The 25013-nt window shown below is 68.9% G+C and carries 26 protein-coding genes and 1 pseudogene; 5 read left to right on the plus strand and 22 right to left on the minus strand.

All coding sequences use genetic code 11. The features are described 5' to 3' along the window. Positions 1-81: 81 nt before the first annotated feature. The 18 genes and pseudogenes from QMO76_RS25415 to ftsH form a co-directional block, all read right to left on the minus strand. Positions 82-1044, minus strand: coding sequence for a triacylglycerol lipase (locus QMO76_RS25415; RefSeq protein WP_306363836.1), 963 nt, complete (start codon positions 1042-1044; stop codon positions 82-84). Positions 1045-1120: 76 nt separating this feature from the next. Beyond that, positions 1121-1681 carry a DUF1772 domain-containing protein gene (locus QMO76_RS25420; RefSeq protein WP_306363837.1) on the minus strand — a complete coding sequence of 187 codons (561 nt, stop codon included), beginning with the start codon at positions 1679-1681 and terminating at the stop codon, positions 1121-1123. Between the two features lie 129 nt (positions 1682-1810). Continuing rightward, positions 1811-2434: an FHA domain-containing protein gene (locus QMO76_RS25425; protein WP_306363838.1), complete on the minus strand. Its 624-nt coding sequence runs from the start codon at positions 2432-2434 to the stop codon at positions 1811-1813. Positions 2435-2634: 200 nt separating this feature from the next. Continuing rightward, positions 2635-2994: an Lsr2 family protein gene (locus QMO76_RS25430; RefSeq protein ID WP_306363839.1), complete on the minus strand. Its 360-nt coding sequence runs from the start codon at positions 2992-2994 to the stop codon at positions 2635-2637. Positions 2995-3112: 118 nt separating this feature from the next. Next, the gene (lysS, locus tag QMO76_RS25435; protein ID WP_306363903.1) at positions 3113-4579 is read right to left on the minus strand and encodes a lysine--tRNA ligase; all 1467 of its coding nucleotides are present in this window, start codon (positions 4577-4579) and stop codon (positions 3113-3115) included. Between the two features lie 211 nt (positions 4580-4790). Continuing rightward, positions 4791-5222 carry a rhodanese-like domain-containing protein gene (locus QMO76_RS25440; protein WP_306363840.1) on the minus strand — a complete coding sequence of 144 codons (432 nt, stop codon included), beginning with the start codon at positions 5220-5222 and terminating at the stop codon, positions 4791-4793. Next, positions 5219-5833, minus strand: a complete 615-nt coding sequence (locus QMO76_RS25445) for a cysteine dioxygenase family protein (RefSeq protein WP_306363841.1) — start codon at positions 5831-5833, stop codon at positions 5219-5221. The genes QMO76_RS25440 and QMO76_RS25445 overlap by 4 nt, the downstream gene beginning before the upstream one ends. Positions 5834-6025: 192 nt before the next feature. Beyond that, positions 6026-6817 (minus strand): type III pantothenate kinase, encoded by a 792-nt coding sequence (locus QMO76_RS25450; RefSeq protein ID WP_306363842.1) that lies wholly within the window; start codon positions 6815-6817, stop codon positions 6026-6028. Between the two features lie 18 nt (positions 6818-6835). After that, positions 6836-7255 carry an aspartate 1-decarboxylase gene (panD, locus tag QMO76_RS25455; protein WP_306363843.1) on the minus strand — a complete coding sequence of 140 codons (420 nt, stop codon included), beginning with the start codon at positions 7253-7255 and terminating at the stop codon, positions 6836-6838. A gap of 14 nt (positions 7256-7269) precedes the next feature. Continuing rightward, complete coding sequence (gene panC / locus QMO76_RS25460; protein ID WP_306363844.1) at positions 7270-8196, minus strand: pantoate--beta-alanine ligase; 927 nt, start codon at positions 8194-8196, stop codon at positions 7270-7272. A 104-nt stretch (positions 8197-8300) separates the two neighbouring features. Continuing rightward, positions 8301-9218: pseudogene (locus tag QMO76_RS25465) on the minus strand (Rossmann-like and DUF2520 domain-containing protein); the annotation flags it as partial. Positions 9219-9399: 181 nt separating this feature from the next. Continuing rightward, positions 9400-10578 (minus strand): DUF6779 domain-containing protein, encoded by a 1179-nt coding sequence (locus QMO76_RS25470; RefSeq protein WP_306363845.1) that lies wholly within the window; start codon positions 10576-10578, stop codon positions 9400-9402. A gap of 69 nt (positions 10579-10647) precedes the next feature. Then, positions 10648-11118, minus strand: a complete 471-nt coding sequence (locus tag QMO76_RS25475) for a DUF3180 domain-containing protein (protein ID WP_306363904.1) — start codon at positions 11116-11118, stop codon at positions 10648-10650. A 109-nt stretch (positions 11119-11227) separates the two neighbouring features. After that, positions 11228-11758, minus strand: coding sequence for a 2-amino-4-hydroxy-6-hydroxymethyldihydropteridine diphosphokinase (gene folK / locus QMO76_RS25480; protein WP_306363846.1), 531 nt, complete (start codon positions 11756-11758; stop codon positions 11228-11230). Further along, positions 11755-12126 (minus strand): dihydroneopterin aldolase, encoded by a 372-nt coding sequence (folB, locus tag QMO76_RS25485; protein WP_306363847.1) that lies wholly within the window; start codon positions 12124-12126, stop codon positions 11755-11757. Before folB ends, folK begins: the two co-directional genes overlap by 4 nt. Beyond that, positions 12123-13040: a dihydropteroate synthase gene (gene folP / locus QMO76_RS25490; RefSeq protein WP_306363905.1), complete on the minus strand. Its 918-nt coding sequence runs from the start codon at positions 13038-13040 to the stop codon at positions 12123-12125. Before folP ends, folB begins: the two co-directional genes overlap by 4 nt. An 11-nt stretch (positions 13041-13051) precedes the next feature. Then, positions 13052-13672, minus strand: a complete 621-nt coding sequence (gene folE / locus QMO76_RS25495) for a GTP cyclohydrolase I FolE (RefSeq protein ID WP_306363848.1) — start codon at positions 13670-13672, stop codon at positions 13052-13054. Positions 13673-13792: 120 nt separating this feature from the next. Next, positions 13793-16177: an ATP-dependent zinc metalloprotease FtsH gene (ftsH, locus tag QMO76_RS25500; RefSeq protein ID WP_306363849.1), complete on the minus strand. Its 2385-nt coding sequence runs from the start codon at positions 16175-16177 to the stop codon at positions 13793-13795. Between the two features lie 320 nt (positions 16178-16497). On the opposite strand from ftsH, the gene QMO76_RS25505 reads away from it, so the two are divergent. After that, entirely contained in the window at positions 16498-17427 is a 930-nt protein-coding gene (locus QMO76_RS25505; protein WP_306363850.1) for a hypothetical protein, read from the plus strand. Between the two features lie 86 nt (positions 17428-17513). On the opposite strand, the gene QMO76_RS25510 is transcribed toward QMO76_RS25505, so the two are convergent. Beyond that, complete coding sequence (locus QMO76_RS25510; protein ID WP_029925187.1) at positions 17514-18338, minus strand: DUF1266 domain-containing protein; 825 nt, start codon at positions 18336-18338, stop codon at positions 17514-17516. Positions 18339-18529: 191 nt separating this feature from the next. Between QMO76_RS25510 and QMO76_RS25515 the strand changes: the two genes are divergently transcribed. Then, positions 18530-18784, plus strand: coding sequence for a DUF2277 domain-containing protein (locus tag QMO76_RS25515; RefSeq protein ID WP_029925185.1), 255 nt, complete (start codon positions 18530-18532; stop codon positions 18782-18784). 9 nt (positions 18785-18793) lie between these two features. On the opposite strand, the gene QMO76_RS25520 is transcribed toward QMO76_RS25515, so the two are convergent. Then, positions 18794-20041: a CdaR family transcriptional regulator gene (locus QMO76_RS25520; protein ID WP_306363851.1), complete on the minus strand. Its 1248-nt coding sequence runs from the start codon at positions 20039-20041 to the stop codon at positions 18794-18796. Between the two features lie 499 nt (positions 20042-20540). Here QMO76_RS25520 and QMO76_RS25525 point away from each other — a divergent pair, with 499 nt between their 5' ends. The 3 genes from QMO76_RS25525 (at position 20541) to QMO76_RS25535 (ending at position 23831) form a co-directional block, all read left to right on the plus strand. Continuing rightward, positions 20541-22025 carry an aldehyde dehydrogenase family protein gene (locus QMO76_RS25525; protein WP_372342081.1) on the plus strand — a complete coding sequence of 495 codons (1485 nt, stop codon included), beginning with the start codon at positions 20541-20543 and terminating at the stop codon, positions 22023-22025. Next, entirely contained in the window at positions 22026-22865 is an 840-nt protein-coding gene (locus QMO76_RS25530) for an SDR family oxidoreductase (protein WP_306363852.1), read from the plus strand. 78 nt (positions 22866-22943) lie between these two features. Beyond that, positions 22944-23831, plus strand: coding sequence for a PfkB family carbohydrate kinase (locus tag QMO76_RS25535; protein WP_306363853.1), 888 nt, complete (start codon positions 22944-22946; stop codon positions 23829-23831). Here QMO76_RS25535 and QMO76_RS25540 read toward each other — a convergent pair. Both QMO76_RS25540 and QMO76_RS25545 read right to left on the minus strand, forming a co-directional pair. Beyond that, positions 23816-24493, minus strand: coding sequence for a nucleoside/nucleotide kinase family protein (locus QMO76_RS25540; RefSeq protein WP_306363854.1), 678 nt, complete (start codon positions 24491-24493; stop codon positions 23816-23818). The two genes, QMO76_RS25535 and QMO76_RS25540, sit on opposite strands and share 16 nt — an antisense overlap. A gap of 9 nt (positions 24494-24502) precedes the next feature. Further along, positions 24503-25006, minus strand: coding sequence for a cyclase family protein (locus tag QMO76_RS25545; RefSeq protein WP_306363855.1), 504 nt, complete (start codon positions 25004-25006; stop codon positions 24503-24505). Between the last annotated feature and the right edge of the window lie 7 nt (positions 25007-25013).

The following is a 25013-nucleotide window of genomic DNA, read 5'->3' on the forward strand; positions in this document are numbered from 1 at the left end:
GACAGTACGACTCATTCCCTCATAACGGGGCGGTACCCGGGTTCGTTTCCGGCCCGGCTACGCCCTGAGCGAACATACGAACTAACTGCCCGTCAGTGGGGGGATCAAACCGCATGGAATGTTACGGAGACGCGTCGGATCGAGCGCGTTCAGCGCGAAGGCGGCCGTCCGCGAACTTCCGGCTATCCCCATGTGGTCGGAGAAGTCGGTGGGGCAGCCGTCCTGCACCAGGATGTTCGTGGCGTTCGGGGCGGGCACGAAGGCGACCGACGGGAACACCGCCTCGTCGAAGGAGGTCGCGATATTGGTGTAGGTGACCGAAGGGTGGTAGACGCCATCGGCATTGAGCTCGTTCATGAACCCCGAGCCGCCGAGCATCTGCGGGCACGCCTGACACACCACGCCCATGGCGGCCAGGTTGTCGACGCGGTCGGCGTCCATGCCCAGTTCCCGCCCGAAGGCCCGGATGACCCGCATCTGGTCGCCGAACAGGCCGCGCCAGGGCGGCGCGATTCCGACGAACCTGTCCACCTTGCCCGCACCGCCGAGCCGCTTGATGTAGTAGTTGCCGACCACATTGCCCTGCGAATGCGCGACGAAGTCGACGCGTGCCGCGCCGGTGGCCGCCAGCACCCGGTCCACGAAGGCGCGCACCTGCGCGGCACTGTCGGGCAGCGGGCGCATACCGCCCATGGCCGACAGCGGCCACGGCACGTCGAGGCTGCCGTAGGTCAGCGCGTAGACGCAGTACCCCTCATTGGCGAGCAGGGGGACGTACGCGCCCCAGTTGGTCTGCGCGCCGCCCGCGGTGCCGTGCAGCAGCACCACCGGATTCGGGTGCGCCGCAGTGGGTTCGCAGTTCCAGTCGTTGGAGCCGGGCAGCGAGCCGCCGGGGACGGCGAGTTCGCCGGGAATACCCGCGAAGAAGTTGTAGACCACCGGGTACTCGGCTCGGGCGGGCGTGCTCGCGGCGGTCCACAGCGCGGCCAGCACGGCCATGATCAGCAGTGTTCCCGGCGAGCGCCGGAAAAGGGTGCGGCGCATATCCCTCCAGAACTAGAACGCGTTCCGGAAAATGTAACCGGAACACGTTCTAGATCACCGTGGAAACGGCGAGAAACTAGCCGACCTGCTGCGGCGTGTATGAGACAGTTCCGGCGCTCGACGACGTCGCCTCGGCCTCGCCGTGCTGCTGCCCCGCCACGAACAACGCGCCCAGCAGCACCAGGAAGGCCAGGGTGTGCAGCACCGCGCGCACGATATTCCAACGAACCCAGGCGGATTCGAACTGTGCCCGGACCGCCGCCAGATCGGCGATGCCCGCCGGATCACCGGCCGCCGCCAACCGATTGTTGAGCGGGACGTTGCCGCCCACGGTCACACCGAACGCGATCACATTGAGCACCAGGGCGATCGCGATCCAGAGCAGCACGGTCCGGAAGTCCTGCCCCAGATGCAGAGCCGCGGCCAGGACGGTGAAGCCGACCGTCCCCATGAACGCGATCATGAACCACGGATTGATGATGACCACGTTGATCTTCTGCATCACGTCGACCATGGTGCGGTCGTCGCTGCGGCCCAGCGCGAGCATGACCGAGTTGGCGTACGCGTAGAACAGCCCCGCGATGAGGCCGGTGGACAGGGCCGCCGCCAGCAGAGCGGCAATGCGAAGGGCGAACATGAAAACTCTCCTGACTGGGCGGATTCCGGGGAACCCAGGTTGCTACGCCTCACAGTCAAGCCGTTCCGGCCCCCGCTCACCATGGCCGAAGCTCTCACGGGCATCCGCACGAGTCCACCGGCCGGCGCGCTACAGATCCCGGTCGGAGATGACGCCGCTCTGCATGGCCAGGCCAGCCAGGCGGACGCGCTTCTGATTCTGCGGCAGATCCTCCACGCCGAACTTGGCGAACAGCGCGCGCAGGTGCGTCTTGATGGCGTCCACGCTGAGGAACAGCTCCGCGGCGATCTGCTGATTGGAGGCGGGCGTCGCGAAGCCCGCGTTGTTCTTGTACGGGCGGCACAGCGCGATGAGGACCGCGCGCTGGGTCTCGGTGAGCGAGCGCAGCGTGGGCAGCGAACCCGTGGAGGTCTGGGTGATATCGCCGGAGGCCCCGGAGAAGTCGTGGAAGGTGACCCGCGTGGTGCCCATGCGGATCACGTCGCCGGGAGCGAGCCGGTGGCGGCCGACCAGTCGGTCCCCGTTGACGAACGTGCCGTTGCGGGAGAGCCCGTCGTCCACGATGGTCCAGTGTGCGCCCAGGTATTCGACGGTGGCGTGCAGGCGGGAGACCTCGACGTCCCAGGCGAGGGAGAGGTCCGCCTGGGGCGAGCGGCCGATGGTGACGCGGGGGCGGTCCGGGGCCAGCATCAGCTCGTGCTGGTGGCCCTGGTGGTCCTTGACCCGCAGGAATGAGCCCTGGAATGCGGTCACTGCGCCGTTACCTCGTCTCTCCACCCAGCCAGTGACGTCGTTCGCACACAGTCAATGGTGCCGTGCGGACTCGGCCCGAGCAAGATCGTACTTCCGAGCCGGGCGGCAAGCGCCCATGACCGGTTATGCGCAAATCGTATGAATAAAAACTACCGCCGCTCGGGCTCGCACGAACGCCCGAGCGACGGTCGCTAATAGAACTACTTCGCGGCGGCCTTGTTGTAAGCCTCGGTGATGTCCGCGGAGATACGTCCGCGAGCCGACACCTTGTGCCCATTCCGGCGCGCCCATTCCCGAATCGCCGCACTTTGTTCACGATCGATGGAAACCCGGCCCTTCGGACCCGCGGTAGCACCCGCGGCGGCCTTGGTGCGACGGCGACCGCTCACCTTGCGGGCGGCGGCCACCCAGGTCTCCAAACCGTCACGCAGCTTGGCCGCATTATCCGACGACAGGTCGATCTCGTACGACACCCCATCGATAGCGAACTCGATGGTCTCGTCCGCGATGGACTCACCGTCGACATCGTCGATCAGGCTAACGGTGACCTTCTTTGCCATGAGATGAACGTCCTCTCGAAATCGTGCGACCCTGCAAACCAGGCCGATTACCCGAAGTCAGAATACCGCTGAATTCCGATACTCCCGAAGCGGGTATCGGCAATGCAATCCGGCGCACTCAGCGAGCCGACGGACGCACAATTGGAAAGAGTATCGTTTCCCGGATTCCCAAGCCAGTCAGCGCCATGAGCAACCGATCGATTCCCATACCGGTTCCGGTGGTCGGCGGCATACCGTGCTCCATCGCGGCCAGGAAGTCCTCGTCCAGCCGCATCGCCTCATCGTCACCGGCGGCGGCCAAACGCGCTTGATCGACGAAGCGTTCCCTCTGGATCACCGGATCAACGAGTTCGGAATATCCGGTTGCGAGCTCGAAGCCGCGGACGTACAGATCCCACTTTTCGGTAACCCCGTGTTTGCTGCGATGCTGACGTGTCAACGGACTGGTCTCCACCGGGAAGTCGCGCACGAAAGTCGGCGCATAGAGCTTGTCCCCGTAGACGTGCTCCCAGAGTTCCTCGACCAGTTTGCCGTGGCCGTACCCCTTACCCTCGGGAATTTCCAGACCGACCCGATCGGCCAGGGCCAGCAATTCCTCGACGGTCGTTTCCGGAGTCACCTCGACACCGATCGACTCCGACAGCGACGGGTACATCTCGACGGTCGTCCACTCGCCCGAGAGGTCGTATTCCGTGCCATCGGCAAGGGTTACCACCTGGGTGCCGTAGACCTCCTGTGCGACTTCCTGGATCAATTCCCGCATCATGGTCGCGGAATCATCGTAGGTCCCGTACGCCTCGTAGGTTTCCAGCATTGCGAACTCCGGCGAATGGGTGGAGTCCGCACCCTCGTTGCGGAAGTTGCGGTTGATCTCGAAGACCTTCTCCAGGCCGCCGACCACGCAGCGCTTCAGGAACAGCTCCGGCGCGATGCGCAGGTACAGGTCCAGATCCAGGGCGTTGGAGTGGGTGACGAACGGGCGCGCCGCCGCACCGCCGTGCAGCGTCTGCAGCATCGGCGTCTCGACCTCGAGGAAGCCCCGGCGCTCCAGCGCGTTGCGCAGGGCGCGCACCGCGGCCACGCGGGTGCGGGCCATCTCCCGCGCCTCCGGGCGCACGATCAGGTCCACGTAGCGCTGGCGGACGCGCGACTCCTCGTTCATCTCCTTGTGCGCCACCGGGAGCGGGCGCAGCGACTTGGCCGCCATCGCCCAGGAATCGGCCATCACGCTCAATTCGCCACTGCGCGAAGCGATCACCTCGCCGTGCACGGACACGAAGTCGCCGAGGTCGACATCGGCCTTCCAGGCGGTGAGGGATTCCGCGCCGACCCCGTTGAGGCTGATCATGGCCTGCAGTTTCGTACCGTCGCCCTCCTGGAGCGTGGCGAAGCACAGTTTGCCGGTATTGCGCATGAATATGACGCGGCCGACAATCCCGACCGTGCGGCCGGTCTGGGTGTCCGGTGCGAGATCCGGGTAAGCGGTACGAATTTCGGCGAGCGAGTGGGTGCGCTCGACCACCACCGGATACGCCTCCCGCCCCTCGGCGAGCAGGCGCTCCCGCTTCTCCTGGCGAATCCGCATCTGCTCGGGAACATCGTGTTCCACGGCCGAACGCGCGGCGGCGGCCTTGGCCTGCCCGGAGGCGGCCGAGTCGGCGATACCGGAAGAAGAGGGATCGGGGGTGCTCACGGAGCACCACCCTATCGTGCGGCGGAAATCGTTTTTCTCCCCGCCCGACCGTACGTCGGGCATAACGATACGGCCACGATCAGCCCGCGGTCGCGAAATCGAATCAGAGCCACGCCAGGGTGGCGACCTCGCGCTGGAAGTGCGGCGCCGCGGCCGCCACGGTGAGCAGTCCGGCCGCTTTCAATGCCTGATATCCACCCACCAGATCGGTGGCGCGACGCAATCCCAACTGCTGCAGCGAGGCCGCGGCCAGGCTCGAGGTGTATCCCTCCGAGCAGACGATGATCCATTCCACATCGTGGTCGGTGGCCAGGGCCAGCCGCGCCGAACTTGCGGGGTCGAGCCGCCATTCCAGTACGTTCCGCTCGATCACCAAGGCACCGGGAATGGTGCCCTCCTTGATGCGCTGCGCCTGCGGACGAATGTCCACCAGCATGGCGCCCCGCCCGATGGCCTGCGGCAGTTCGAATGCGTAGACGCGCCGCAGGCGACCGCGCGCCTGCTCGAGCATGCCGTCGATAGTCAAGTGGCTCATTCCAGTTCGCCTTCGGGCTGGTCGGTGAGGAGGGTTCGGGTGCGCTCGAGGGTGCCGTGGCCGGTGACCTCGTAATAGGACATGGCCGACAGCGGTGGGGAGTAGGCGTGCACGCTGAGCGTGGGATCCAGGGGGCCGACATCGCCGGCCTCGGCGTCGTCGGCGCGGACCACGTCGTGCACCCAGCCGAGCGGGAAAGAGGCTTGATCACCGGCGGTCAGGATGCGGCGGCGCAGGCCGGAGCCGTTCCACCGGAACTCCGCGAGCGCGCCGGAGAGCACGGTCAGCGCGCCCAGCGAACCGGCGTGGTCGTGCAGCCGGGTGGCCTTCTCGGCGACCCAGCTGATCAGCCAGACCTCCACCTCGTCGTCGGCGAGCAGCCGCACCGCCCAGCGGTTCTCGGTGGGCCACAGACCGTTCTCCGGCAGCAGGTGGTCGTAGCGTCCCGCCAGCACGTCCTCGGCCCCTTCGTCGGTCAGACGCAGCAGGTCGGCGGGCCGCAGGCGGGTGGGGAGGGCGGAGGCGACGGCGCGCTCGGTCACCTCGGGCAACAGGGCCTCGGTGCGGGTGCGCACGGCGGAATTCGACAGGGAAAGTGCAGAGGAACGCATGAGCGAAACTCCAGGAATGTGTGGTTGGTCGAGGGGCTATCGGAAGCCTCGACGACAGCCGAGGCGAATCAGCCTCGACAACACTCCTGGGTGCTCACACGGAAATACACGAGCGAGAGTCTAACAGCGGATTCCCGCGAAGCAACAGACGGCCGGGGAGACGACTGCGTCACGTTCGGGCCGATCGGTCCGTTATCGGCGGCGTTGCTGGTTGCGTTCGTACACCAGCCGCAGCCCCGCCAGGGTCAGATGCGGTTCGTGGTGTTCGATGGTCTCCGATTCTCCGGCGATGAGCGGCGCGGAAGCGCCCGTGGCCACCACGGCGACGTCATCGCCCGCGAACGCGTCGAACTCGTCGCGAATACGGTCGATCAGCCCGTCCACCAGGCCGGCGAAACCGAAAATCGCGCCCGACTGCATGCACTCCATGCTGTTCTTGCCCACCACCGACCGCGGGCGCGCCAGTTCCGCCCGCCGCAGGGCACTGCGCTCCACCAGCGCCTCGGTGGAGATTTCCACGCCGGGGGCGATGATGCCGCCCAGGAATTCCCCCTTGGCGGAAACCAGGTCCACACAGATGGCGGTGCCGAAATCCACCACGATCGCGGGGGACGAGAAACGGTGATACGCGGCAAGACAATTCACGATGCGGTCCGCGCCGACCTCTTTCGGATTGTCGACGAGCAGCGGAATACCCGTTCGCACACCGGGTTCCACGACCACATGTGAAACGTGTCCCCAGTAGCGGGACAGCATCTCGCGCAGTTCCCGCAATACCGGCGGCACCGTCGACAATGCCGAAACACCGGTCACCTGTTCGGCATCCGCGCCGATCAGACCGCGCACCTGCAATGCGAACTCGTCCGCGGTGAACAGCGGATTCGTGTGCATCCGCCAGTGCCGCACCAGTTTCGAATGGTCACCGCTGCCGGAGAACAGGCCCAGTTCGATCGAGGTGTTGCGGACGTCGATGGTCAGCAGCATGGCCGCACCGCCCGCCGGTCAGGCGAACGACAGCGAGCGCGGCGAGGTCAGGCCCGAGCCCTCCGGCGCGTGCGCCGGATCCGAGCCCAGCTCCACCTGCCGGTTGCGGTCGTCCACGAACACCACGCGGGGTTCGTAGCTCTTCAGCTCCTGCTCGTCCATCATGCCGTAGGCGATGAGGATGACCAGATCGCCGGGATGCACGAGATGCGCGGCGGCGCCGTTGATCCCGATGACGCCGGAACCCCGCTCCCCCGCGATCACATAGGTCTCCAGCCGGGCCCCGTTGGCGATGTCGACAATGCAGACCTGCTCGCCCTCGAGCAGATCCGCGGCGTCGAGCAGGTCCTGATCGACCGTCACCGAACCGACGTAGTGCAGATCGGCGTGAGTCACCGTGGCGCGGTGGATCTTCGACTTCATCATGGTGCGCAACATCGTCGTCGCCCTTCCTAGAGAGATGCCCGGGCAGGCTGGTCGGGGGTGGTCGGGTGGCCGTCGATCGGGATGCCGATGGTGACGGGCATATTGTCGATGAGCCGGGTGTTGCCGATGCGGGCCGCGATCAGCAGGCGGGCATTGCCCTCCCCACGGACCGCGCCGAGATCGGAGCCGCGCAGCTCCAGATAGTCGAGCTCGATGGCCGGGGCCTCGGCCAGCACCATGCGGGCGGCCTCGAGCACCTTGTCCGCCCCCAGGCCCGCGGCATGGCGGCCCGCGGCCAGGGCGGCCGAGAGCACCGTGGCCAGCTCGCGCTGCTCCGGATCGAGATAGCGGTTGCGGGAGGACAGGGCCAGGCCGTCGGCCTCGCGGACGGTGGCGACCGGGACGATCTTCGGACTCATGTTCAGATCGCGCACCATCTGCCGGATCAGCGTCAGCTGCTGGTAGTCCTTCTCGCCGAAGAACGCCTCGTGCGGATCGGTGACGTTGAACAGCTTGGCGACCACGGTGAGCACGCCCGCGAAATGGCCGGGACGGACGGCCCCTTCGAGTTCGTCGCCGAGCGGGCCGGGGTGCACGGTGGTGCGCGGACCCTCGGGGTACATGTCGTTGGCGCTGGGCGCGAAGACCAGCTCGACGCCCTCCGCGCGCAACAGCTCCACATCGGCGTCGAGGGTGCGCGGGTACTTGTCCAGATCCTCGTGCGCGCCGAACTGCAAGGGGTTCACGAAGATCGAGACGATGACGGCCTGATTGGTGCGCTTGGCGCGGCGCACCAGTTCCAGATGGCCCTCGTGCAGCGCCCCCATGGTCGGCACCAGCGCGACCCGGCGGCCCACCTGGCGCAGGGCCCGGGAGACCTTGCTCATGATCGCCGGATCGTGCAGCACGGTGAGTTCACCGCGCTTGTAGGTGCCACGCAGCGTTGGATCCATCAGTTGCCTTCCTTCGCCTGGTCGGAGCCCGCCTGGTCGGAGCCCGCCTGGTCGGAGCCCGCCTGATCGGAGCCTTCGACGTCACGCCGACCGCTCGGGGATGCCAGCAGTTCGAGCAGCGCCGGATCGGTGCGGGCCCGCTGGGCGGTGCGCAGCGAGAGCGCGCGATAGCCCGCGGCCAGATCGGTGTCGGTGGACTCCAGTGCGTTCAGATGCGCGGCCACGGCGTCCACGTCGCCGCGGGCCACCGGGCCGGTCAGCGCGGACGGACCGCGGCGCAGGGCATTGTCGAGGGCGGCCGAGGCCAGCGGGGCCAGTACGCGTTCGGCCAGGCCGCCGGGCTGGTCGTCGACGATCTGCTGGCCGAGCAGTCCGGGGCCGGCCAGCGCGGTGCGCAACGCCTCCACCGCATCCAGAATCAACGTAACCAGGTGATTGCTGCCATGGGCGAGAGCCGCGTGGTACAGCGTGCGGTGCTCCTCGGCGACTCGCACCGGTTCGCCGCCCATCTCGATCACCAGCGACTGGGCGATGGCGTAGCCGATGTCGTCCGCGGCGGTGATGCCGAAGCAGGCGTTGCCGAGCCGGGTCACATCCTCGTCATGGCCGGTGAACGTCATGGCCGGGTGAATGGCCAGGGGTAGCGCGCCCCGTTCGGTCAAGGGGGCCAGTATCCCGACGCCGTTCGCGCCGGAGGTGTGCGCCACGATGGTGCCGGGCCGCACCGCGTCCGCCGCCGCCAACCCCGAAACCAGACCGGCCAGCTCACTGTCCGGTACGGCCAGCAGCAGCAGTTCGGCGCGGCGCGCCACATCCTCGGCCGGCAGGATCTCCGAATCCGGCAGCCGGGTCCGGGCCCGCTGCACCGAGGCGTCCGAGATACCGGATACGCCGAACACCACATGACCGGCACGCTCCAGTGCCGCACCCAATGCGGACCCGACGCGTCCCGCCGAGACGATTCCCACCGTCAACCGTGCAGGCGCAGGGTCGGTCCCGCAGACATCCTTGTCCGAGGTCACCCTTGTCCTCTCGAAAGTGCCGTTCCAGTCCCGCGCTACGCGGGTACCGGACGTTACGGGACGAGAATATCGGTGCCGATTCGCGGCGGCCACGAACTGTGGGAAGTGCCACTCGGCGCACCCGGGAGCGGCGGCCGTCCATCGCGCACGGCCGCCGCTGATCCCCGGTTGCGCGGTGCGGCTAGCGGTCGCCCTCGGAGCGCAGGTTGGCCATGATCTCGGCCACCGAGAGGCGGCGTCCGTTGTCGGCGTCGGAATCCTCGTCGGCGCGGCGACGGCGGCGGGTACTGGCGGTTCCCATGGGGGTGGGGTGGACGCCGTTGGCGAGGTGCGGGGACTTGCGAGTCCGCGGTTCCTCCGGGGTGGTCGCGGCGCGGTCGCCATCGGCGCTGCCCGCATCGGCACTGCCCGCATCGGCACTGCCTGCCCCGGCGCTGCCCGCATCGGCGAATTCGCTGTCGGCGGCATCGCTCACGGCTACGAACCTGCCGTTGACGGCGGCCGCGCCGGGATCGGCGGCGGTGCCGGTGTCGAGACCGCCGATTTCGAAACCACCGACGATGCCGGCGTCCAGGGCCGCGTCGGCGCGGTTCTTGGAATCGTCGAAGGGGTCGAAGTCGTCGGCGAGCTGGGGGCCGAAAGCGGCGGCCCGGTCGGCTTGTTCGCGGATGGCCGCGTATTCGGCACGGGCCTGGTCGTAGTCGGCGGCCGACACGGCGGCGGTCTCGGCGGTCACCGGTTCGTCGTCGGGACTGGCGAAGGCGGGGGGCTCGGGGTGGTCGGGTTCGAAGACCGGGGTGACGGGATGCCGGGACTCCCACGGGTCCCAGGGGGCGGCGTCCTCCCAGTTATCGTTCGCCGCACCGAGCGAGCCGGAGGCGGGCGAACCGGGGAGTTCCTGGACCCGGACCGCGTCGGCACGCAGCGCGGGGCGGTCGTAGTCCAGGTTGCCGTCGAAAAGACGCTGTAGGGACTCGCGTAGGACGGTGAGTTCGGTGCGCAGCGCGGCCAGTTCGGCGGCGTCGGCACCTACCTCTTGGCGGACTCGGGACTCGACACCGAGTTCGTATTCGCGGCGGGCGGCAACCTCGCGTTCCAGCTGCAAGTGGTAGACCTTCTGGAGGTCACCGATTTTCGCCTTGTCGACGGCCGCCTCCCTGCGATAACGCGTCGCGGCGAGGGCTCCGATGGCGGCCGCCCAGAGGGCCGCAACCAGTCCGATGCGCACGAATTGGACGTCGTCGCTGAAGACCAGGAACACGCTGGCAACCAGACCCAGAAGGATCAGAACACCGGTGAAGAACTTTCCCGCGTCCTCCCGCCGGCGACGGGAAGCACTGCTCCGGGAGGGTGAAACCATGTCCGCCAGCGTAGCTTGTCGGAGACGGTCAGATGCCCAGGTTGCCTGCGATTCCCGGCTAAACGTTAGCTATGATGTTGCCGCTTCGTCCGGGGGTTCACTCGGCGCGCGGCAGCAATACTCCAGCCACAGCGCCGCGGCCACCAGCGCCGCACCGGCGAGCAGCCCCACCACCGCTCCCGGCGTGTCCGCCTCCGCCGCACGCAGTTCCGACCGCTGCGGCAGCACCCAGATCAGGAAGCCCAGCCACACCCCGGCCACCAGCGAACCCACCTGGACCGACGCCTTGGCCAGCGCCACCGCCCGCGCGGCGGTGATCGGATGCAGCTGCCGCGAATCGCTGCCGATCCGCCCGTCCCCCACCCGCGCCCGAATGATGAACGCCAGCACCACCTCCAGCACCGCCACCGGCAGCAGGGACGCCCCCGCGAACACCGAGATGGGCGGGAAGCTCGAATACGCCGCCCGCGTGGCGATCCAGGCCACGATGGCGGCCAGCAGCACGTTCGCGAACAGGTCCAATACCCGCGTCGGTCTCACAACGCCCACTCCCGTGACGAGAACGCGCGGCGAGGCGGCTCCGAAACGGCCTCCGCGCCCGAGGAACTCGGCCGCGCGGCGGGCGACCCCGCGATCAGCGGCCGCCCCATCACGGCCAGCCTAACGACAGCGCGGTCCTGCGGACGCCGTCCACGTCGGCGGAATCCAACGCGGCCAACCACTCTCGCACCGGACGCGCCTGCCCGGCGGCCTCGAGCGTCGCGTCCGGCTGCACGTCCAGCCACGGCACCAGCACGAAGGCGCGCTCGTGCGCTCGCGGGTGCGGGAGGGTCAGGCTCGGGTCGATGCTGCGCACGACCGATGATTGCCCATCGCGCCGCCGAGCGGCCCACACGATGTCCACGTCGAGAGTGCGTGGGCCCCAGCGGACCTCCCGCACCCGCTCGGATGCCTGCTCCAGCTCCTGCCCGAGGCGCAGCCAGTCGCCGGGCTCCAGCGCCGGATCCTCGGCCAGCAGCACGGCATTCAGGTAGTCCTGCTGCGGCACCCCGCCCCAGGGCGGGGTCGAGTAGACCGGCGACACCGCGAGCAGCCGGGGACGCAGCGCGTCCACCACCGCGCGCAGATGCGCGAGCCGGTCACCCAGATTCGAGCCGATGGACAGCACCACGCGGGTCACGATGCCCCCCGGCGGCGGCTGGTGACCACCCGCACATCCTCGAAGCTGTGCGGGATCGGCGCGGCGGGCTTGTGCAGCACCACCTCCACGGCGTGGACGCGCGGGTCGGTCATGACCTCGTCGGCGACCTCGGAGACCACCGTCTCGACGAGGTCGCGCGGCTGTCCGGACACGATCCGGACCACGCTGTCGGCGAGTTCGCCGTAGTGGATGGTGTCGGCGATGTCGTCGGATTTCGCGGCCGCCGAGAAATCGGTCCACAGTGTGAGGTCCACGACGAATTCCTGGCCGTCGCGCTTCTCGAAGTCGAAGACCCCGTGATGGGCGAATACGCGCAGCCCGCGCAGTTCGATGCGATCGGTGCTCATTCGCCGCCCCTCTCCAGGCGGCGGCCCGGGAATCGTTCGCGCAGGCGGGATTCGGCCCGTCGCCAGGCATCGGTGACGGCGATGGCGTCCAGTGAGGCGCGCACATCGTGCACCCGGACTCCCCAGGCGCCCTGCTCGGCGGCCAGCGCGGAGATGGTCGCGGTCGCGATCTCGCGCCCGTCCGGCGGACGCGGCCCCGCGGCATCGGCCAGCAGCGCACCCAGGAACCGCTTGCGGGAAGCGCCGATCAGGATCGGCAGCCCGGTGCCCACCAGTTCGGAGAGCCCGCCCAGCAGTTCCCAATTGTGGTCGGCGTTCTTGGCGAAACCCAGCCCGGGATCGAGGATCAGCCGGTCGGCGTCGACGCCCCCGGCCACGGCCAGCTCCACCTGGGCGCGCAGTTCGGTCCACACCTCGGCGACCACGTCGTCGTAGTGCTCGGCCGCCCCGGTGTGCCGGTAGTCGGCCTCGGCGCGCCAGTGCATGAGGATCCACGGCAGCCCCGCCGCGGCGACGACCTTCACCATATCGGCGTCGGCGCGGCCGCCGGACACGTCGTTGACCATGCTCACGCCCGCCTCGACGGCGGCCTCGGCCACACTCGCCCGCATGGTGTCCACGCTGGTCGGCACCCCGGCCGCCGCCAGCCCGCGGATCACCGGCACCACTCGTGCCGCCTCGGTCGCCGGATCGATGCGCACCGCCCCCGGCCGGGTGGACTCCCCGCCCACATCGATGATGTCGGCCCCCAGCTCGTACAGCGCGAGCCCGTGCGCCACGGCCACGCTCGGGTCCAGATAGCGGCCGCCGTCGGAGAACGAATCGCTGGTGACGTTGACAACACCCATCACCACCGTGGCGCGACCCGCGCGCGGTGCCACGAAGCCGGTCCCCCGCGTGCCGCTCTCGGTCATGGCGGGTGCGCTCACTTGCGGAGGATCAGGTCGAGGGCCTCCGCGCGGGAGGACGGGCTGGACTGCAGCAGCCCGCGCACCGCGGAGGTGGTGGTGCTGGCTCCCGGCTTGCGGATGCCCCGCATGGCCATGCACAGGTGCTCGGCCTCCACCACCACGATCGCGCCGCGCGGGTCCAGCTTGCGCATGACGGCGTCGACGATCTGGCTGGTGAGGCGCTCCTGCACCTGCGGGCGCTTGGCGTACAGGTCCACCAGGCGGGCGAGCTTGGACAGGCCCGTCACGCGCCCGTGCGGGCCCGGAATGTAGCCGACGTGCGCGACGCCGTGGAAGGAGACCAGATGATGTTCACAGGTCGAGTACATGGGAATGTCGCGGACCAGCACCAGTTCCTGGTGGCCTTCGTCGAAGGTGGTGTTCAGCACCGCGTCCGGCTCGGTGTAGAGACCCGCGAACATCTCCCGGTACGCGCGGGCGACACGGCCCGGAGTGTCGATGAGCCCCGGTCGGTTCGGGTCCTCGCCGACCGCGATCAGCAACTCGCGTACGGCGGCTTCGGCGCGCTCCTGGTCGAACGGCCGACCGGTGTCGCGCGCGATCGGGCCGGAGACGACACGGTTGTTGGCCGACAATCGGCACCTCCTGTGTTCAAGGTCCGCGCCTGACGGCACGGCCGGTTCACGGTCTCGGAACCCCGGGCCGGATGAACCGAGCCCGGGACCGCGAACCCATCGAGAGTATCCAAGCGGCCGTCAGCGACGACCGTTCGGTCCGTCCCAACCGTTGTCCTCGTCCTCGCTGTTCCCGCTCGGCTGCGGAGCGGGCTGACCGGGCTGATAGCCCTGCTGCCCGTACTCCGGCTGCTGCGGGGGACGCTGGTAGCCGTACTCCGGCTGCCGACCGCCCGCGGGCGCCCAGCCGCCGACATTGGGCGGCCCGGACGGCTGGCCCTGCTGCGGATCTTCCTGCGGCGGCCAGCCGGGGGCGGACCATCCGGCCGGGGCGCCGTAATCGGGCCGCGAACCGTGCGTTCCGGTCTGACGGCCGCCGTAGGCGGGGGCGGGCGGGGGCGGGTAGCCCGCGGGGGCGGGCTGCGGGTAGCCGTGGGGCTGGCCGGTGGGGTACCCGGCGGGTTGCGGATAGCCGTTGGCCGGCACCGGCGCGGGCTGCTTCGACAGGTCCGGCGTCTCCTCCGGCCACGGCTCACCGCGCTCGGCGGCCAGTTCGCGCGGGGTCTTCACCGGCGGGCGATCCGAGGGCACCCGCTCACCGAAATCGTTGAAAGCCGTGATGCGCGGACGCTTGTCGACCGTCTCCAGCACCGCCTCGAGATCCTTGCGGTGCAGGGTCTCCCGCTCGAGCAGGGCGCTGGCGAGCGAGTCGAGTTCGTCGCGGTACTCGTTGAGCACCGACCACGCCTCGGTGTGCGCGGCCTCGATGAGGTTGCGCACCTCCTCGTCGATCTCGCGGGCGACCTCGTGCGAGTAGTCCGAACCCGTGCCCATGGAGCGGCCCAGGAACGGGTCACCCTGCTCCTGCCCGTAGCGCACCGCACCCAGGCGGGCGCTCATGCCGTACTCGGTGACCATGGCTCGCGCGATCTTGGTGGCCTGGTCGATATCCGAGGACGCGCCGGTGGTGGGCTCGTGGAAGACCAGCTCCTCGGCCGCGCGACCGCCCATGGCCATGACCAGGCGGGCGATCATCTCCGAGCGCGTCATCAGGCCCTTGTCGTCCTCGGGCACGGTCATGGCGTGGCCGCCGGTGCGGCCGCGGGCCAGGATGGTGACCTTGTAGACGGGCTCGATATCGGGCATCGCCCACGCCGCCAGGGTGTGCCCGGCCTCGTGGTAGGCGGTGATCTTCTTCTCGTGCTCGCTGATGATGCGGGATTTGCGCCGCGGGCCGCCGATGACGCGGTCCACGGATTCCTCCAGCGCGGCGCTGGTGATCAGATTGCCGTGCTCACGCGCGGTGAGCAGCGCGGCCTCGTTGATGACATTGGCCAGATCCGCGCCGGACATGCCGACGGTGCGCTTGGCCAGGCCGTCCAGATCGGCATCGGGCGCGATCGGCTTGCCCTGCGAATGCACCCGCAGGATGGAGCGGCGTCCCGCCAGGTCCGGATTGCTCACCGGGATCTGCCGGTCGAAGCGGCCCGGGCGCAGCAGCGCCGGGTCCAGGATGTCGGGCCGGTTGGTGGCCGCGATGATGATGACGCCGGTGCGCTCACCGAAGCCGTCCATCTCGACCAGCAGCTGGTTCAGCGTCTGCTCGCGCTCGTCGTGGCCGCCGCCCAGGCCCGCGCCGCGCTGGCGGCCGACCGCGTCGATCTCGTCCACGAAGATGATGCAGGGGCTGTTCTGCTTGGCCTGCTCGAACAGGTCGCGCACCCGGGAGGCGCCGACGCCGACGAACATCTCGACGAAGTCGGAACCGGAGATGGTGAAGAACGGCACCCCGGCCTCACCGGCGACGGCGCGCGCCAGCAGGGTCTTGCCCGTGCCGGGCGGACCGTAGAGCAGCACGCCCTTGGGGATCTTCGCGCCGAGGGCCTGGTAGCGGGCCGGGCTCTGCAGGAAGTCCTTGATCTCGTAGAGCTCCTCGACGGCCTCGTCGGCGCCGGCGACATCGGTGAAGGTGGTCTTGGGCATGTCCTTGGACAGCTGCTTGGCCTTGGACTTGCCGAAGCCCATCATGCCGCCGCGGCCACCGCCCTGCATGCGCGCCATGACGAAGATGAACAGGCCCAGCAGCAGGATCATGGGCAGCATGAACAGCAGGATCTGGCTCAGCCAGGAGTCCTGTTTGACGGAGGTGTTGTACTTCGCGCCGGTCTCCTGCACGTCCTGCAGGATCCGCGCGGACACCTCGCTGCCGCCCGGATACTTGGCGATGATCTTGGTTTGGCCGTCGGTGGCATCATTGCCGTTCTTCAGCGTGATGCGCAGCTGCTGTTCCTTGTCATCGATCTGGACCTGATCGATGTTGTCCTTGTCCTGCAGCTGGGAAAGCGCCACCGACGTGTCGACGTTCTTCCAGCCGCGCGTGTCGTTGCTGAAGTAGCTGACCAGGTAGATCACGAGCAGGAAGCCCGCGACTATAGCCAGGTTGCGGAACACATTCTTGCGGGTCATAGAGCGTCGGCCGGCGGGCCAGTCCTTTCCGGTGATTCCGGTTTTGCCTGCGATGCTGTAGAGCTTGCGTCACGAGCGCGCCCGTTTCCATACGGAACGGATGCGGACATGCCACGTTACCGCGTACGGTCTACATCGTTACATCGCGAGGTTCGGCAGCTTGTGCAGTTCAACAGGTAAACGGCCGGAGAACGCGGGTGGTTCCCCGACCATCTGCCGCAAAACCCTTCGGGCGAGCATGGTGAGCGTCGGCCCAAGTGGCCACAATCATGGCATGTTCGCCCTATCGTGACCGACAACACAACACGAGCGTAGGGGGTATGGACATCGTCGAGCTACGGACACCCACAGCGATCGTCCGTCACGGCAACGGGCGGTTGACGGTGCTGAGACCTGGAACAGACGGCGAGCGCGTTCTCGATGTGCCGGTAGGCGACCTTCTCAAGGTCAGGTTGAACCGGCGCGCCGACGACGCCGTCGTCATCGAAATCTATCTCAGGTACCCGACCCCCGTCCTCACGGGCGTCCCCGCCGACCGCACCCCGCTACCCGTCCTCATCGCCGAACACGATGTGCCCGCGGCCACCGTGATCGTCGAGCGGATCAACAACCAGATCCTGGCCACCCAGCGGCTCGAGGTCGCCGCCCCCGACCTGACACCGCCCGCCCCGGCCTGGGGACGCGGCGGACCGGCGCGCGCCGACGTGGACCGCGCGGCTCGGCGGATGGCTCCCAAGCGCGAGGCCAAGACCGCCGTCGCGGCGCTGAACCGCTACGTCACGCCCGGTGAGTACGTACTGGAGACGGCGGTGGTGACGGCCCAGCCGCCCGCGGGCCGGGGAGCCGGACTGCTCGCGGTCACCACCGATCGAATGATCTTCATCTCCACCGGCTCCGGACGCCGCTACGCGCACGAGATGCCCATCGCGGCGCTGCTGTGGGCGCGCACCACCGACGATTCGGAGACCACGGGGGCCGCGCCCGGCGAATACGGCGTCGACATCCACGACGGCAATGTGACGCTGCACTTCACCGGCAGCGACCGGGCGGACACCGAACGGATCACCGGCGGGCTGAATTTCGCCATTCAGCGCGAATCGGCCGACGGTGCGGCCGGACCCGCCGATCCCGGGGTGGCGAAGCTGTACGCCGAATGGGAACTGCTGGTCGAGCGGCACTCGCTGGGCATGGTGGACGACGCGCAATTCCAGCGGTACGGACGCGGCATCCTGCGTTCGCTGCCGGACTGAACGCACCGCGGCGAATTCGCCGGAAACCCCGAACTCTTCGTGCCCGCCGCGCCGACGCGCGGCGGGCACCGTCGACGATGCGGCGTTCAGTCTTCCGGTTGCAGGGTGATGCGCCGCCAGGGGCTGCTGGGGCGGTTCCACAGGCGCAGCAGTTCCATGCGGCGGTCGACGCCGCCGGATTTCAGTTCCGCCAGATCCTCGCAGGCCTGCCAGTAGGTCCAGCCGGTGAGGTAGGCGTCGCCGAACTGGCGCCAGTTGCGGTATTTGCGCTGGGCCAGCGGGAGGGCGCGCAGCAGGTAGTCCCAGGCCACATCGGCGTCGAGGTAGCCGGCCGTGTAGGCCATGCGGGCGACCGCGACCACGCGGGCCAGGTCCCACGCCTGGATATCGGTGGGCAGCGGGCGCACCAGATGGTCGGTGAGGCCGAGTTTGATGGCCTGCGACCAGATGTCGTAGTCGCGGACCAGCGCCTCGGTGTTCTCCATGCCGCGGAAGGCCCCGACCTGACGGAGGAAGGCACGATGCCGGTCGGCGCGTTCGCCGAAGCGGTCGCGTTCGGGGGAGTTGACCGCCGCCATGACCAAAGGGTGCACCAGGGCGTACAGCGGGCCGTGCATACCGTCGAGCAACTGCTCCATGGAGGCCATGGCCTCGGTGCCGTCGGTGATGCCCCAGGCTCCGGTCAGGGTGTCGATGGCGAGTTCGCGGCGGTCGCCGAGGGGATGTTCGCGTTCGGGGCCGAGCAGCAGGGCGTCGTGGAAGGCGTCCCAGCGCGCCGAGTAGAAACCACCGAGAGCCAGGGCGCGCAGTTCGTCGTCGTTGACCTGCGCGCCGGACCAGTGGTCGTCCTCGCGCTGGTCGAGTTCCGGATAGGGGAAGGTCGTCAGCGTGGGCACGTCGCGGGCGGGCATACCCCGATTGTTCCGCATGGATCTCGAGACGTCCGCTATTCGCCCCAGGGCGTGCGAAGGTTCATATCGAATCCCCAGCGTGCGCACCGGATCGCGGCGCCGCGCCCGCGATGTGCCCGGCGTGTGTCCACCGAGCAAATGTCTGATTCCTGCCCTGTCACACAACGAAATCGGACGCTACCCTCTGGGCCATGAGTAGGAATATCACCCTGTTGCGCGGCCTGGAGCCCCCGGCCACGGAGCAGGAAATCTTCGCCGCCGCACAGGAATACGTGCGCAAGGTGGGCGGAGTATCGGGTTTGACCACTACGACGAAACCGGCGGTGGACAAGGCGGTGGCGGCCATCGCCGCCGCCACCACGCAATTGCTGGCGGAATTGCCCGCCCGCGGCGCGATTCCGGAGACCGAACCGCAACCGGTGCGCGAGGCCGCCAGCGGCGAGTGACCCGAACCGCTACACCCCGTACACGGCCACACAGTCGAGGGCGATCTCCAGGTGGGGGCCGGGCCGGTCGACGGGGCGACCGAGGAGTTCCTCGATGCGCTGGAGGCGGTAGCGCACCGTGTTCTTGTGCACGCCGAGCGCCTTCGCGGCGGCGTCGGGGCTGCGGCGGGCCCGCAGGTAGGCGTGCAGGGTTTCGCGCAGGCGGGCCGACTGGACGTCCGGGGCGGCGAGTACGCCCAGTTCGCGCTCGATGAGGGCGCGCATGGCGGATTCGTCGAGCCCGGCCAGGTAGGCGACCTCCACCTCCCGGTAGTCGAGCACGCGCGGCAGTCCGGGCCGGGCGCGTTCGGCGACGTGGCGGGCGGCGACCGCTTCGGCGTGACCGCGGCGGAAGCCCGCCAGCTGGGATCCGGGTAGGCCGACGGCCACCCGGACCGGCGGTTCGACGGGCCAATCCGCGACGGGCGGCACACCGTCGTCGGTCACGGCGAGCCACGCCCAGAGCGCACTGGCCCCCGCCGGAATCGTGAGCACGCTGCCGCTGCCGACCGCGGCGGCGCAGCGAGCCACCACGCGGTCCAACCGGTCGCCCACCTCGCCCGTACCGTCGGCGGAGCCCAGGGCGACCGCATCCGCGTCGGTCCACAGCACCAGGGCCAGATGTCTGCCCGCCAGCCGATAGCCGATCTTGGCGGAGGCGTGCTCGATATCGAGGTCGGCACCGTCGAGCAGGGCGCGCACGATCTCCCCGCGCTGGTTCAGCGCCGCCCGCAAGCCGCGTTCGCGTTCGGTGATGTAGGTGTCGGTGAGCGTTTCGACGCAGGTGCTGACCCATCGGGTGGAGCGGTCGAAAAGCCGCAGCAGCACCGACCTTTCGATATCGGGCGGCAGGCGGCGCTCGTCGATGGTCTCGCTCATGTAGTCGATCACCGCCTCCTGCCCGACGTGGTAGACGCGCAGCAGCACCCGCAGATCGTGGCCGCGCCGCGCGATGGTGCGGGCGAAGGCGTGCGCCTCCGCCGGGATCGGATAGTCGGCGTTGTCCTGGGTGAGGGTGCTCAGCACCTCCAGGGCGTGGGCGCGGGTGCTCGCGGCCAGATCGCGGCGCATATCCCGGTCGGCCAACTCCGGCACGCGGGCGATGATGGCATTGTCGAGCCGAGTCACCACCTGGTCGAGGGTGTCGGCGCGCAGGGTTTCGGCGACGAAGTCGGCGATCCACTGCCGAATGACCGCGGGGGTGGCGGTGGTCGCCACGAGCACCTCCGAATTTGTGCTTTCGGTATAAAACCGGCCGAAATAGTTGACCGAATGGGCCAAGAATGTCCTTGTAGATTGTGTCACGATCATAGTTCGTGAGCTGTCACACAGCTCACGGCCGCAACGTAGCGCACGTGGGAGAGCAATCGTGACCAATTCCGAATCCGGGGGTGCCCGCAAGGCCGCGCCCCGCAAATCCACCGGCACCCGGCGCACCGCCAAGGCCGCGTCCCCGGGAAGTGCGGAGCCCGCCGAGGCCACGGCGGCCGCCAAGTCGACCGGGTCGGCCGAGGCCACCCCCACGAAGCGAGCGCCCGCCAAGCGTTCGTCGTCGAAAGCAACCGCTACGACCGCACCCGCGAAAGCCGCTCCTGCCGCGACAACGACGGCGGAGTCCGCGCAGACCGGAGCCGTGCACACCACGGCGGCCGATTCCGATCGCGCCGCCACCACCGAATTCGAGGTGCGCAATCCCGCGACCGGTGAGCTGGCGGGCATGGTGCCCATCCACTCGGCCGACGAGGTCGCCGCCAAGGTGCGCGAGTTGCGCCTGTTCCAGCCGGAGTGGGAGGCCATCGGGCCGGAGGGCCGCAAGGAGTGGCTGCTCAAACTCCAGGACTGGCTGGTGGACAATACCGATCACCTCGCCGACGTCTTGCAGTCCGAGACCGGCAAAGCGCGCATCGACTCGCTCATCGACCCGGCCTTCGCCGTCGACCTCACCGGCTACTACGCCCGCCGCGCCGCCAAATTCCTCGCCGACGAACACCCGTCGCCGCACAGCCCGCTGGCCCGGGTGAAGACGCTGACGACGGTGTTCCGCCCGTACCCGGTGGTCGGCGTGATCACGCCCTGGAACTTCCCGCTCGCCATGCCCGCCATCGACGTCATTCCGGCGCTGGCGGCCGGGGCCGCGGTACTGCTCAAACCCTCCGAGGTGACGCCGCTGTCGGCACTGGAGCTGGCGCGCGGCTGGGAGGCGATCGGCGCGCCACCGGTTTTCGCCATCGTCACCGGGGCGGGCGAGACCGGCAAGGCCGTGGTGGACAATGTGGACTACGTACAGTTCACCGGTTCCACCGGCACCGGCCGCAAGATCGCCGCGGCCTGCACCGAACGGATGATCCCGTTCAGCCTGGAACTCGGCGGCAAGGATCCGGCCATCGTGCTGGCCGACGCCGACCTGGACCGCGCCGCGCACGGGATCGCCTTCGGCGGCCTGTTCAATGCCGGTCAGGTGTGCATCTCGGTGGAGCGCGTGTACGTGGAAGCCCCCGTGTACGACGAATTCCTGGCCAAGCTGACCGCCGCCGTCAAGGAGGTGCGCCAGGGCGTCGACGGCCGCGAACCCAAGTACGACATGGGCGCACTTGCCAATGAGAGTCAGGCGCAGATCGTGCAGCGGCATGTGCAGCAGGCCGTCGACGCCGGCGCCCGGGTGCTGACCGGCGGCAAGCGCACCGGCGTCGGCACACTGTTCGAGCCGACCGTGCTGGCCGATGTCGATCACTCCATGACCTGTATGACCGAGGAGACCTTCGGTCCCACGCTGCCGGTCATGAAGGTGTCCGACGAGGCGGAAGCCGTTCGGCTGGCGAATGATTCGATCTACGGCCTGTCGGCGTCGGTGTGGAGCGGCGACAAGGCGCGGGCCGAACGCGTGGCCCGGCAGCTCGATGCCGGCGCGGTGAATATCAACGACGTCTTCTCGAATATGTTCAGCTTCGCGCTGCCCATGGGCGGCTGGGGGCTGTCGGGTGTGGGCGCGCGCTGGGGCGGCCCCAACGGGGTGCGCAAGTACTGCCGTCAGCAGGCGATCACCAAACCGCTGCTGCCCACCCAGACCAAGGAACTGCTCTGGTTCCCCTACTCGCCCACCAAGCTCGCCATCGCCATGTCGGCCATGCGGGCGGCGGGTTCACGCGGTATGCGGCGACTGAGCGTTCAGGCCGTGTTCAACACCTTCTCGGGAAAGAAGTAGATGACCGACTTCAGTTCTGTCGCAGGCAAAATCGTCGTCATCACCGGCGGCGCGCGCGGTATCGGCCTGGCCACGGCCACCGCGTTGCAGGCACTCGGCGCGCGGATCGCCATCGGCGACATCGACGAGGTCACGGTGAAAGAGTCCGGCGTGGCCCGGGGTTTCGACCTCTACGACCGGGTGGACGTCACCGATCAGGCGTCGTTCGAACACTTCCTCGACGAAGTGGAACGGCGGCTCGGGCCGATCGACGTGTTGATCAACAATGCCGGGATCATGCCCACCGGCAGGCTGGTGGACGAACCCGACCAGATCACCCGCCGGATTCTCGACATCAATGTGTACGGCGTGATTCTCGGCTCCAAGCTGGCGGTCGCGCGCATGCTGCCGCGCGGGCGCGGGCATGTCATCAATATCGCCTCGCTGGCGGGTGAGACCCATATTCCGGGGCTGGCCACCTACAACGCCAGCAAGCACGCGGTACTCGGCTTCACCGACACGCTGCGCGAGGAGTATCGCGGCACCGGCGTGCACTTCTCCTCGGTGCTGCCGACGCTGACGAAAACCGAACTGGGATCGGGCGTTTCGGCACCACGCATGCTGCGTCCGGCCGAGCCGGAGGAGATCGCGGACGCCATCGCCGAGCTGATCGCGGCACCCAGGTCGAAGGTCCGGGTCACGGCGGTGGCCGGTGTCATCTCGCAGGTGGTGGGACTGCTGCCGGAGGCGGTGGGTGATTTCATCGCGCGGTCGCTGGGGGCGTCGGATGCCTTCCTGGGCGATGTGGACGCCAAGGCGCGCAAGGCGTACGAGGACCGGGTGCGCGGCAACTCCGCGTAGCGCAGCGAGCATCGAAACGGGCCGCTGGCGGAATCGTCCGGCGGCCCGTTCCGGTATGCCGTGGGTAGGGTCGGGCACATGGGTAGCGGTGCGGTCTTCGTCGGCCTGGCCACGCTGGATATCGCCTATGCCGTGCAGCGGTATCCGGAGGAGGACACCAAGGTGCGGGCCGACGGCATGTTCCTGGGCGCGGGCGGTCCGGCGGCCAATGCGGCGGTGGCCTACGCCGGGCTCTCGGGGCGGACCCCGAATCTGATCACCGCTCTGGGGAAACATGTGCTGGCCGAGCCGATCCGCGAGGATCTGCGGGCGCACCGGGTGGCGGTGGTGGACACCGCCCCGGGGCGGACGCAGCGCCCGCCGGTGTCGTCGATCGTGGTCGCCGCGGGTGCGGGCAGCCGCACGATCGTGTCCATGGACGGTTCGGAGCAGCGCGACCCGCTGCCCGCGCCGGACGCGGCGCACTGGGCCGAGGCGGCCGTGGTGCTCGTGGACGGCCACTATCCGGAACTCGCCCTGCACACCGCCGCGGCGGCCCGGCGGCACGGCATACCCGTCGTGCTGGACGCGGGGCGCTGGCGCGATATCCACCACGATCTGCTGCCGCTGGTGGACATCGCCATCTGCTCGGCGGCGTTCGCCCCGCCGGATACCGCGCCCGGCACCGACGCGGTGCTGGATCGGCTGGTGGCCCTGGGCCCGCGAGCGGTCGCGATATCACGCGGGGAGCGGCCCATCCGCTATGCCACCGTCGCTGGCCGCGGGGAGGTTCCGGTGCGCACCGGGCGGGCCGTGGACACGCTCGGCGCGGGCGACATCCTGCATGGCGCGTTCTGCCATTTCCTTTCCGTGGAACCGGATTTCGTCACCGCGCTGCGCCGCGCCGCCGATATCGCGACCCTGTCCTGCCGGTATCCGGGCACGCGGGAATGGCTGCGCCACCTGCCCGCTCAGTCCACGCGATAGCCGCGCCCGGACTTGCGCAGCACCAGATCGGCGGTCGATCGGGTGCGCTCCACCAGCCGCGCGTTGACCAGATCGCTGTGCTGCACTTTGCGCTTCGCGTCCGCCGCACTGCGACCGCCGCGAATATGGCGGCGCACCAACCGCTTTTCGATGATCGGGCGCGGCACGTACAGATACCAGCTCTGGTCGAGCAGCGGCCGCACCGCCGCCCACGCGCCGGAGTCCAGCAGCAGGTAGTTCCCCTCGGTGACGACGATCCGCTGTTCGTCGAACACCACCCCGCCGGGTACCGGTTCGTGCAGTTCCCGCGAATAGGTGGGCCACGCTATCGCCCGCCCCGGCGGTGTTTCCCGCACGGTACGCAACAGGGTCACATAGCCGTCGACGTCGAAGGTGTCGGGTTCGCCCTTGCACGCCAGCTTGCCGTCGGCGCGCAGCCGGGCATTGCTGAAATGGAAGCCGTCCATGGGCGCGACCTCGGCGATGCGGCCGGCGGCGTAGCCGTTCAGCTCGTCGCGGACGCCGCGCGCCAGGGTCGATTTCCCGGCCCCCGGCGGTCCGGCGATACCGAGGACGAACCGCCGGTCGGCCCGGCGGTCCACGCTGGCGGCCACCCGCACCGCGAGCTCCGCCAGGGACGTTTCGACGCCGGTGCGGGCCATCCCAGCACCCTACTGCGGCAGGATGCCGAAAATCGTTGCGGGCGCGCCCGACCCGCCGCGATAAATCGGTCCGCCCGCCAGCACCCACGCGCCGGTGGTCGGCAATTCGGACAGATTGGCGAGGCATTCGAGACTGATGCGGTGTTCGCGATAGAGCAGTTTTCCGGTCCAGGCGATCACGGCGGCCTGGTCGGGAATGCGGCCGTGCCGCTTCTCCCACACCATGAGATCGCCGACGCCGACGGCGTAGTCACGGTCGGCGGCGCAGCGCTCCCGGACATCGATCTTCACGGCGGGCAGCAGCAGATCCGCGGTATCGAGTTCGTCGGCGGCGAGCCCCTCCGGATCGAAGTGGACGGGTGCGCCCCAATGGGTTCCGGTGTGCTCGGCCTGCCGGACGTAGCGCAGCAGGTACCCGTCCGTGGCCACGGTAACCACGGTCTCGACGGTGAAGGCCGGATCGCCCGGGAACAGCGGGGTACGGGCCGGGTCGTGCACGTGGGAGAGGTTCACGAGCCGA

The sequence above is a fragment of the Nocardia sp. CC227C genome, assembly GCF_030767025.1.
Lineage (GTDB): Bacteria > Actinomycetota > Actinomycetes > Mycobacteriales > Mycobacteriaceae > Nocardia.

Bases quoted from the DNA above. Each gene is read 5' to 3' on its own strand.
- QMO76_RS25535 (WP_306363853.1), top strand. From the start codon at position 22,944: ATGGGTAGCGGTGCGGTCTTCGTCGGCCTGGCCACGCTGGATATCGCC.
- QMO76_RS25515 (WP_029925185.1), top strand. From the start codon at position 18,530: ATGAGTAGGAATATCACCCTGTTGCGCGGCCTGGAGCCCCCGGCCACG.
- QMO76_RS25540 (WP_306363854.1), bottom strand. From the start codon at position 24,493: ATGGCCCGCACCGGCGTCGAAACGTCCCTGGCGGAGCTCGCGGTGCGG.
- lysS (WP_306363903.1), bottom strand. From the start codon at position 4,579: ATGCGGATTCGCCAGGAGAAGCGGGAGCGCCTGCTCGCCGAGGGGCGG.
- folP (WP_306363905.1), bottom strand. From the start codon at position 13,040: ATGACCGAGAGCGGCACGCGGGGGACCGGCTTCGTGGCACCGCGCGCG.
- panD (WP_306363843.1), bottom strand. From the start codon at position 7,255: ATGTTGCGCACCATGATGAAGTCGAAGATCCACCGCGCCACGGTGACT.
- ftsH (WP_306363849.1), bottom strand. From the start codon at position 16,177: ATGACCCGCAAGAATGTGTTCCGCAACCTGGCTATAGTCGCGGGCTTC.
- QMO76_RS25420 (WP_306363837.1), bottom strand. From the start codon at position 1,681: ATGTTCGCCCTTCGCATTGCCGCTCTGCTGGCGGCGGCCCTGTCCACC.
- QMO76_RS25415 (WP_306363836.1), bottom strand. From the start codon at position 1,044: ATGCGCCGCACCCTTTTCCGGCGCTCGCCGGGAACACTGCTGATCATG.
- QMO76_RS25470 (WP_306363845.1), bottom strand. From the start codon at position 10,578: ATGGTTTCACCCTCCCGGAGCAGTGCTTCCCGTCGCCGGCGGGAGGAC.
- QMO76_RS25430 (WP_306363839.1), bottom strand. From the start codon at position 2,994: ATGGCAAAGAAGGTCACCGTTAGCCTGATCGACGATGTCGACGGTGAG.
- QMO76_RS25510 (WP_029925187.1), bottom strand. From the start codon at position 18,338: ATGCCCGCCCGCGACGTGCCCACGCTGACGACCTTCCCCTATCCGGAA.
- QMO76_RS25505 (WP_306363850.1), top strand. From the start codon at position 16,498: ATGGACATCGTCGAGCTACGGACACCCACAGCGATCGTCCGTCACGGC.
- QMO76_RS25530 (WP_306363852.1), top strand. From the start codon at position 22,026: ATGACCGACTTCAGTTCTGTCGCAGGCAAAATCGTCGTCATCACCGGC.
- QMO76_RS25450 (WP_306363842.1), bottom strand. From the start codon at position 6,817: ATGCTGCTGACCATCGACGTCCGCAACACCTCGATCGAACTGGGCCTG.
- QMO76_RS25440 (WP_306363840.1), bottom strand. From the start codon at position 5,222: ATGAGCCACTTGACTATCGACGGCATGCTCGAGCAGGCGCGCGGTCGC.
- QMO76_RS25525 (WP_372342081.1), top strand. From the start codon at position 20,541: ATGGTGCCCATCCACTCGGCCGACGAGGTCGCCGCCAAGGTGCGCGAG.
- panC (WP_306363844.1), bottom strand. From the start codon at position 8,196: ATGGATCCAACGCTGCGTGGCACCTACAAGCGCGGTGAACTCACCGTG.
- folB (WP_306363847.1), bottom strand. From the start codon at position 12,126: ATGAGCACCGATCGCATCGAACTGCGCGGGCTGCGCGTATTCGCCCAT.
- QMO76_RS25445 (WP_306363841.1), bottom strand. From the start codon at position 5,833: ATGCGTTCCTCTGCACTTTCCCTGTCGAATTCCGCCGTGCGCACCCGC.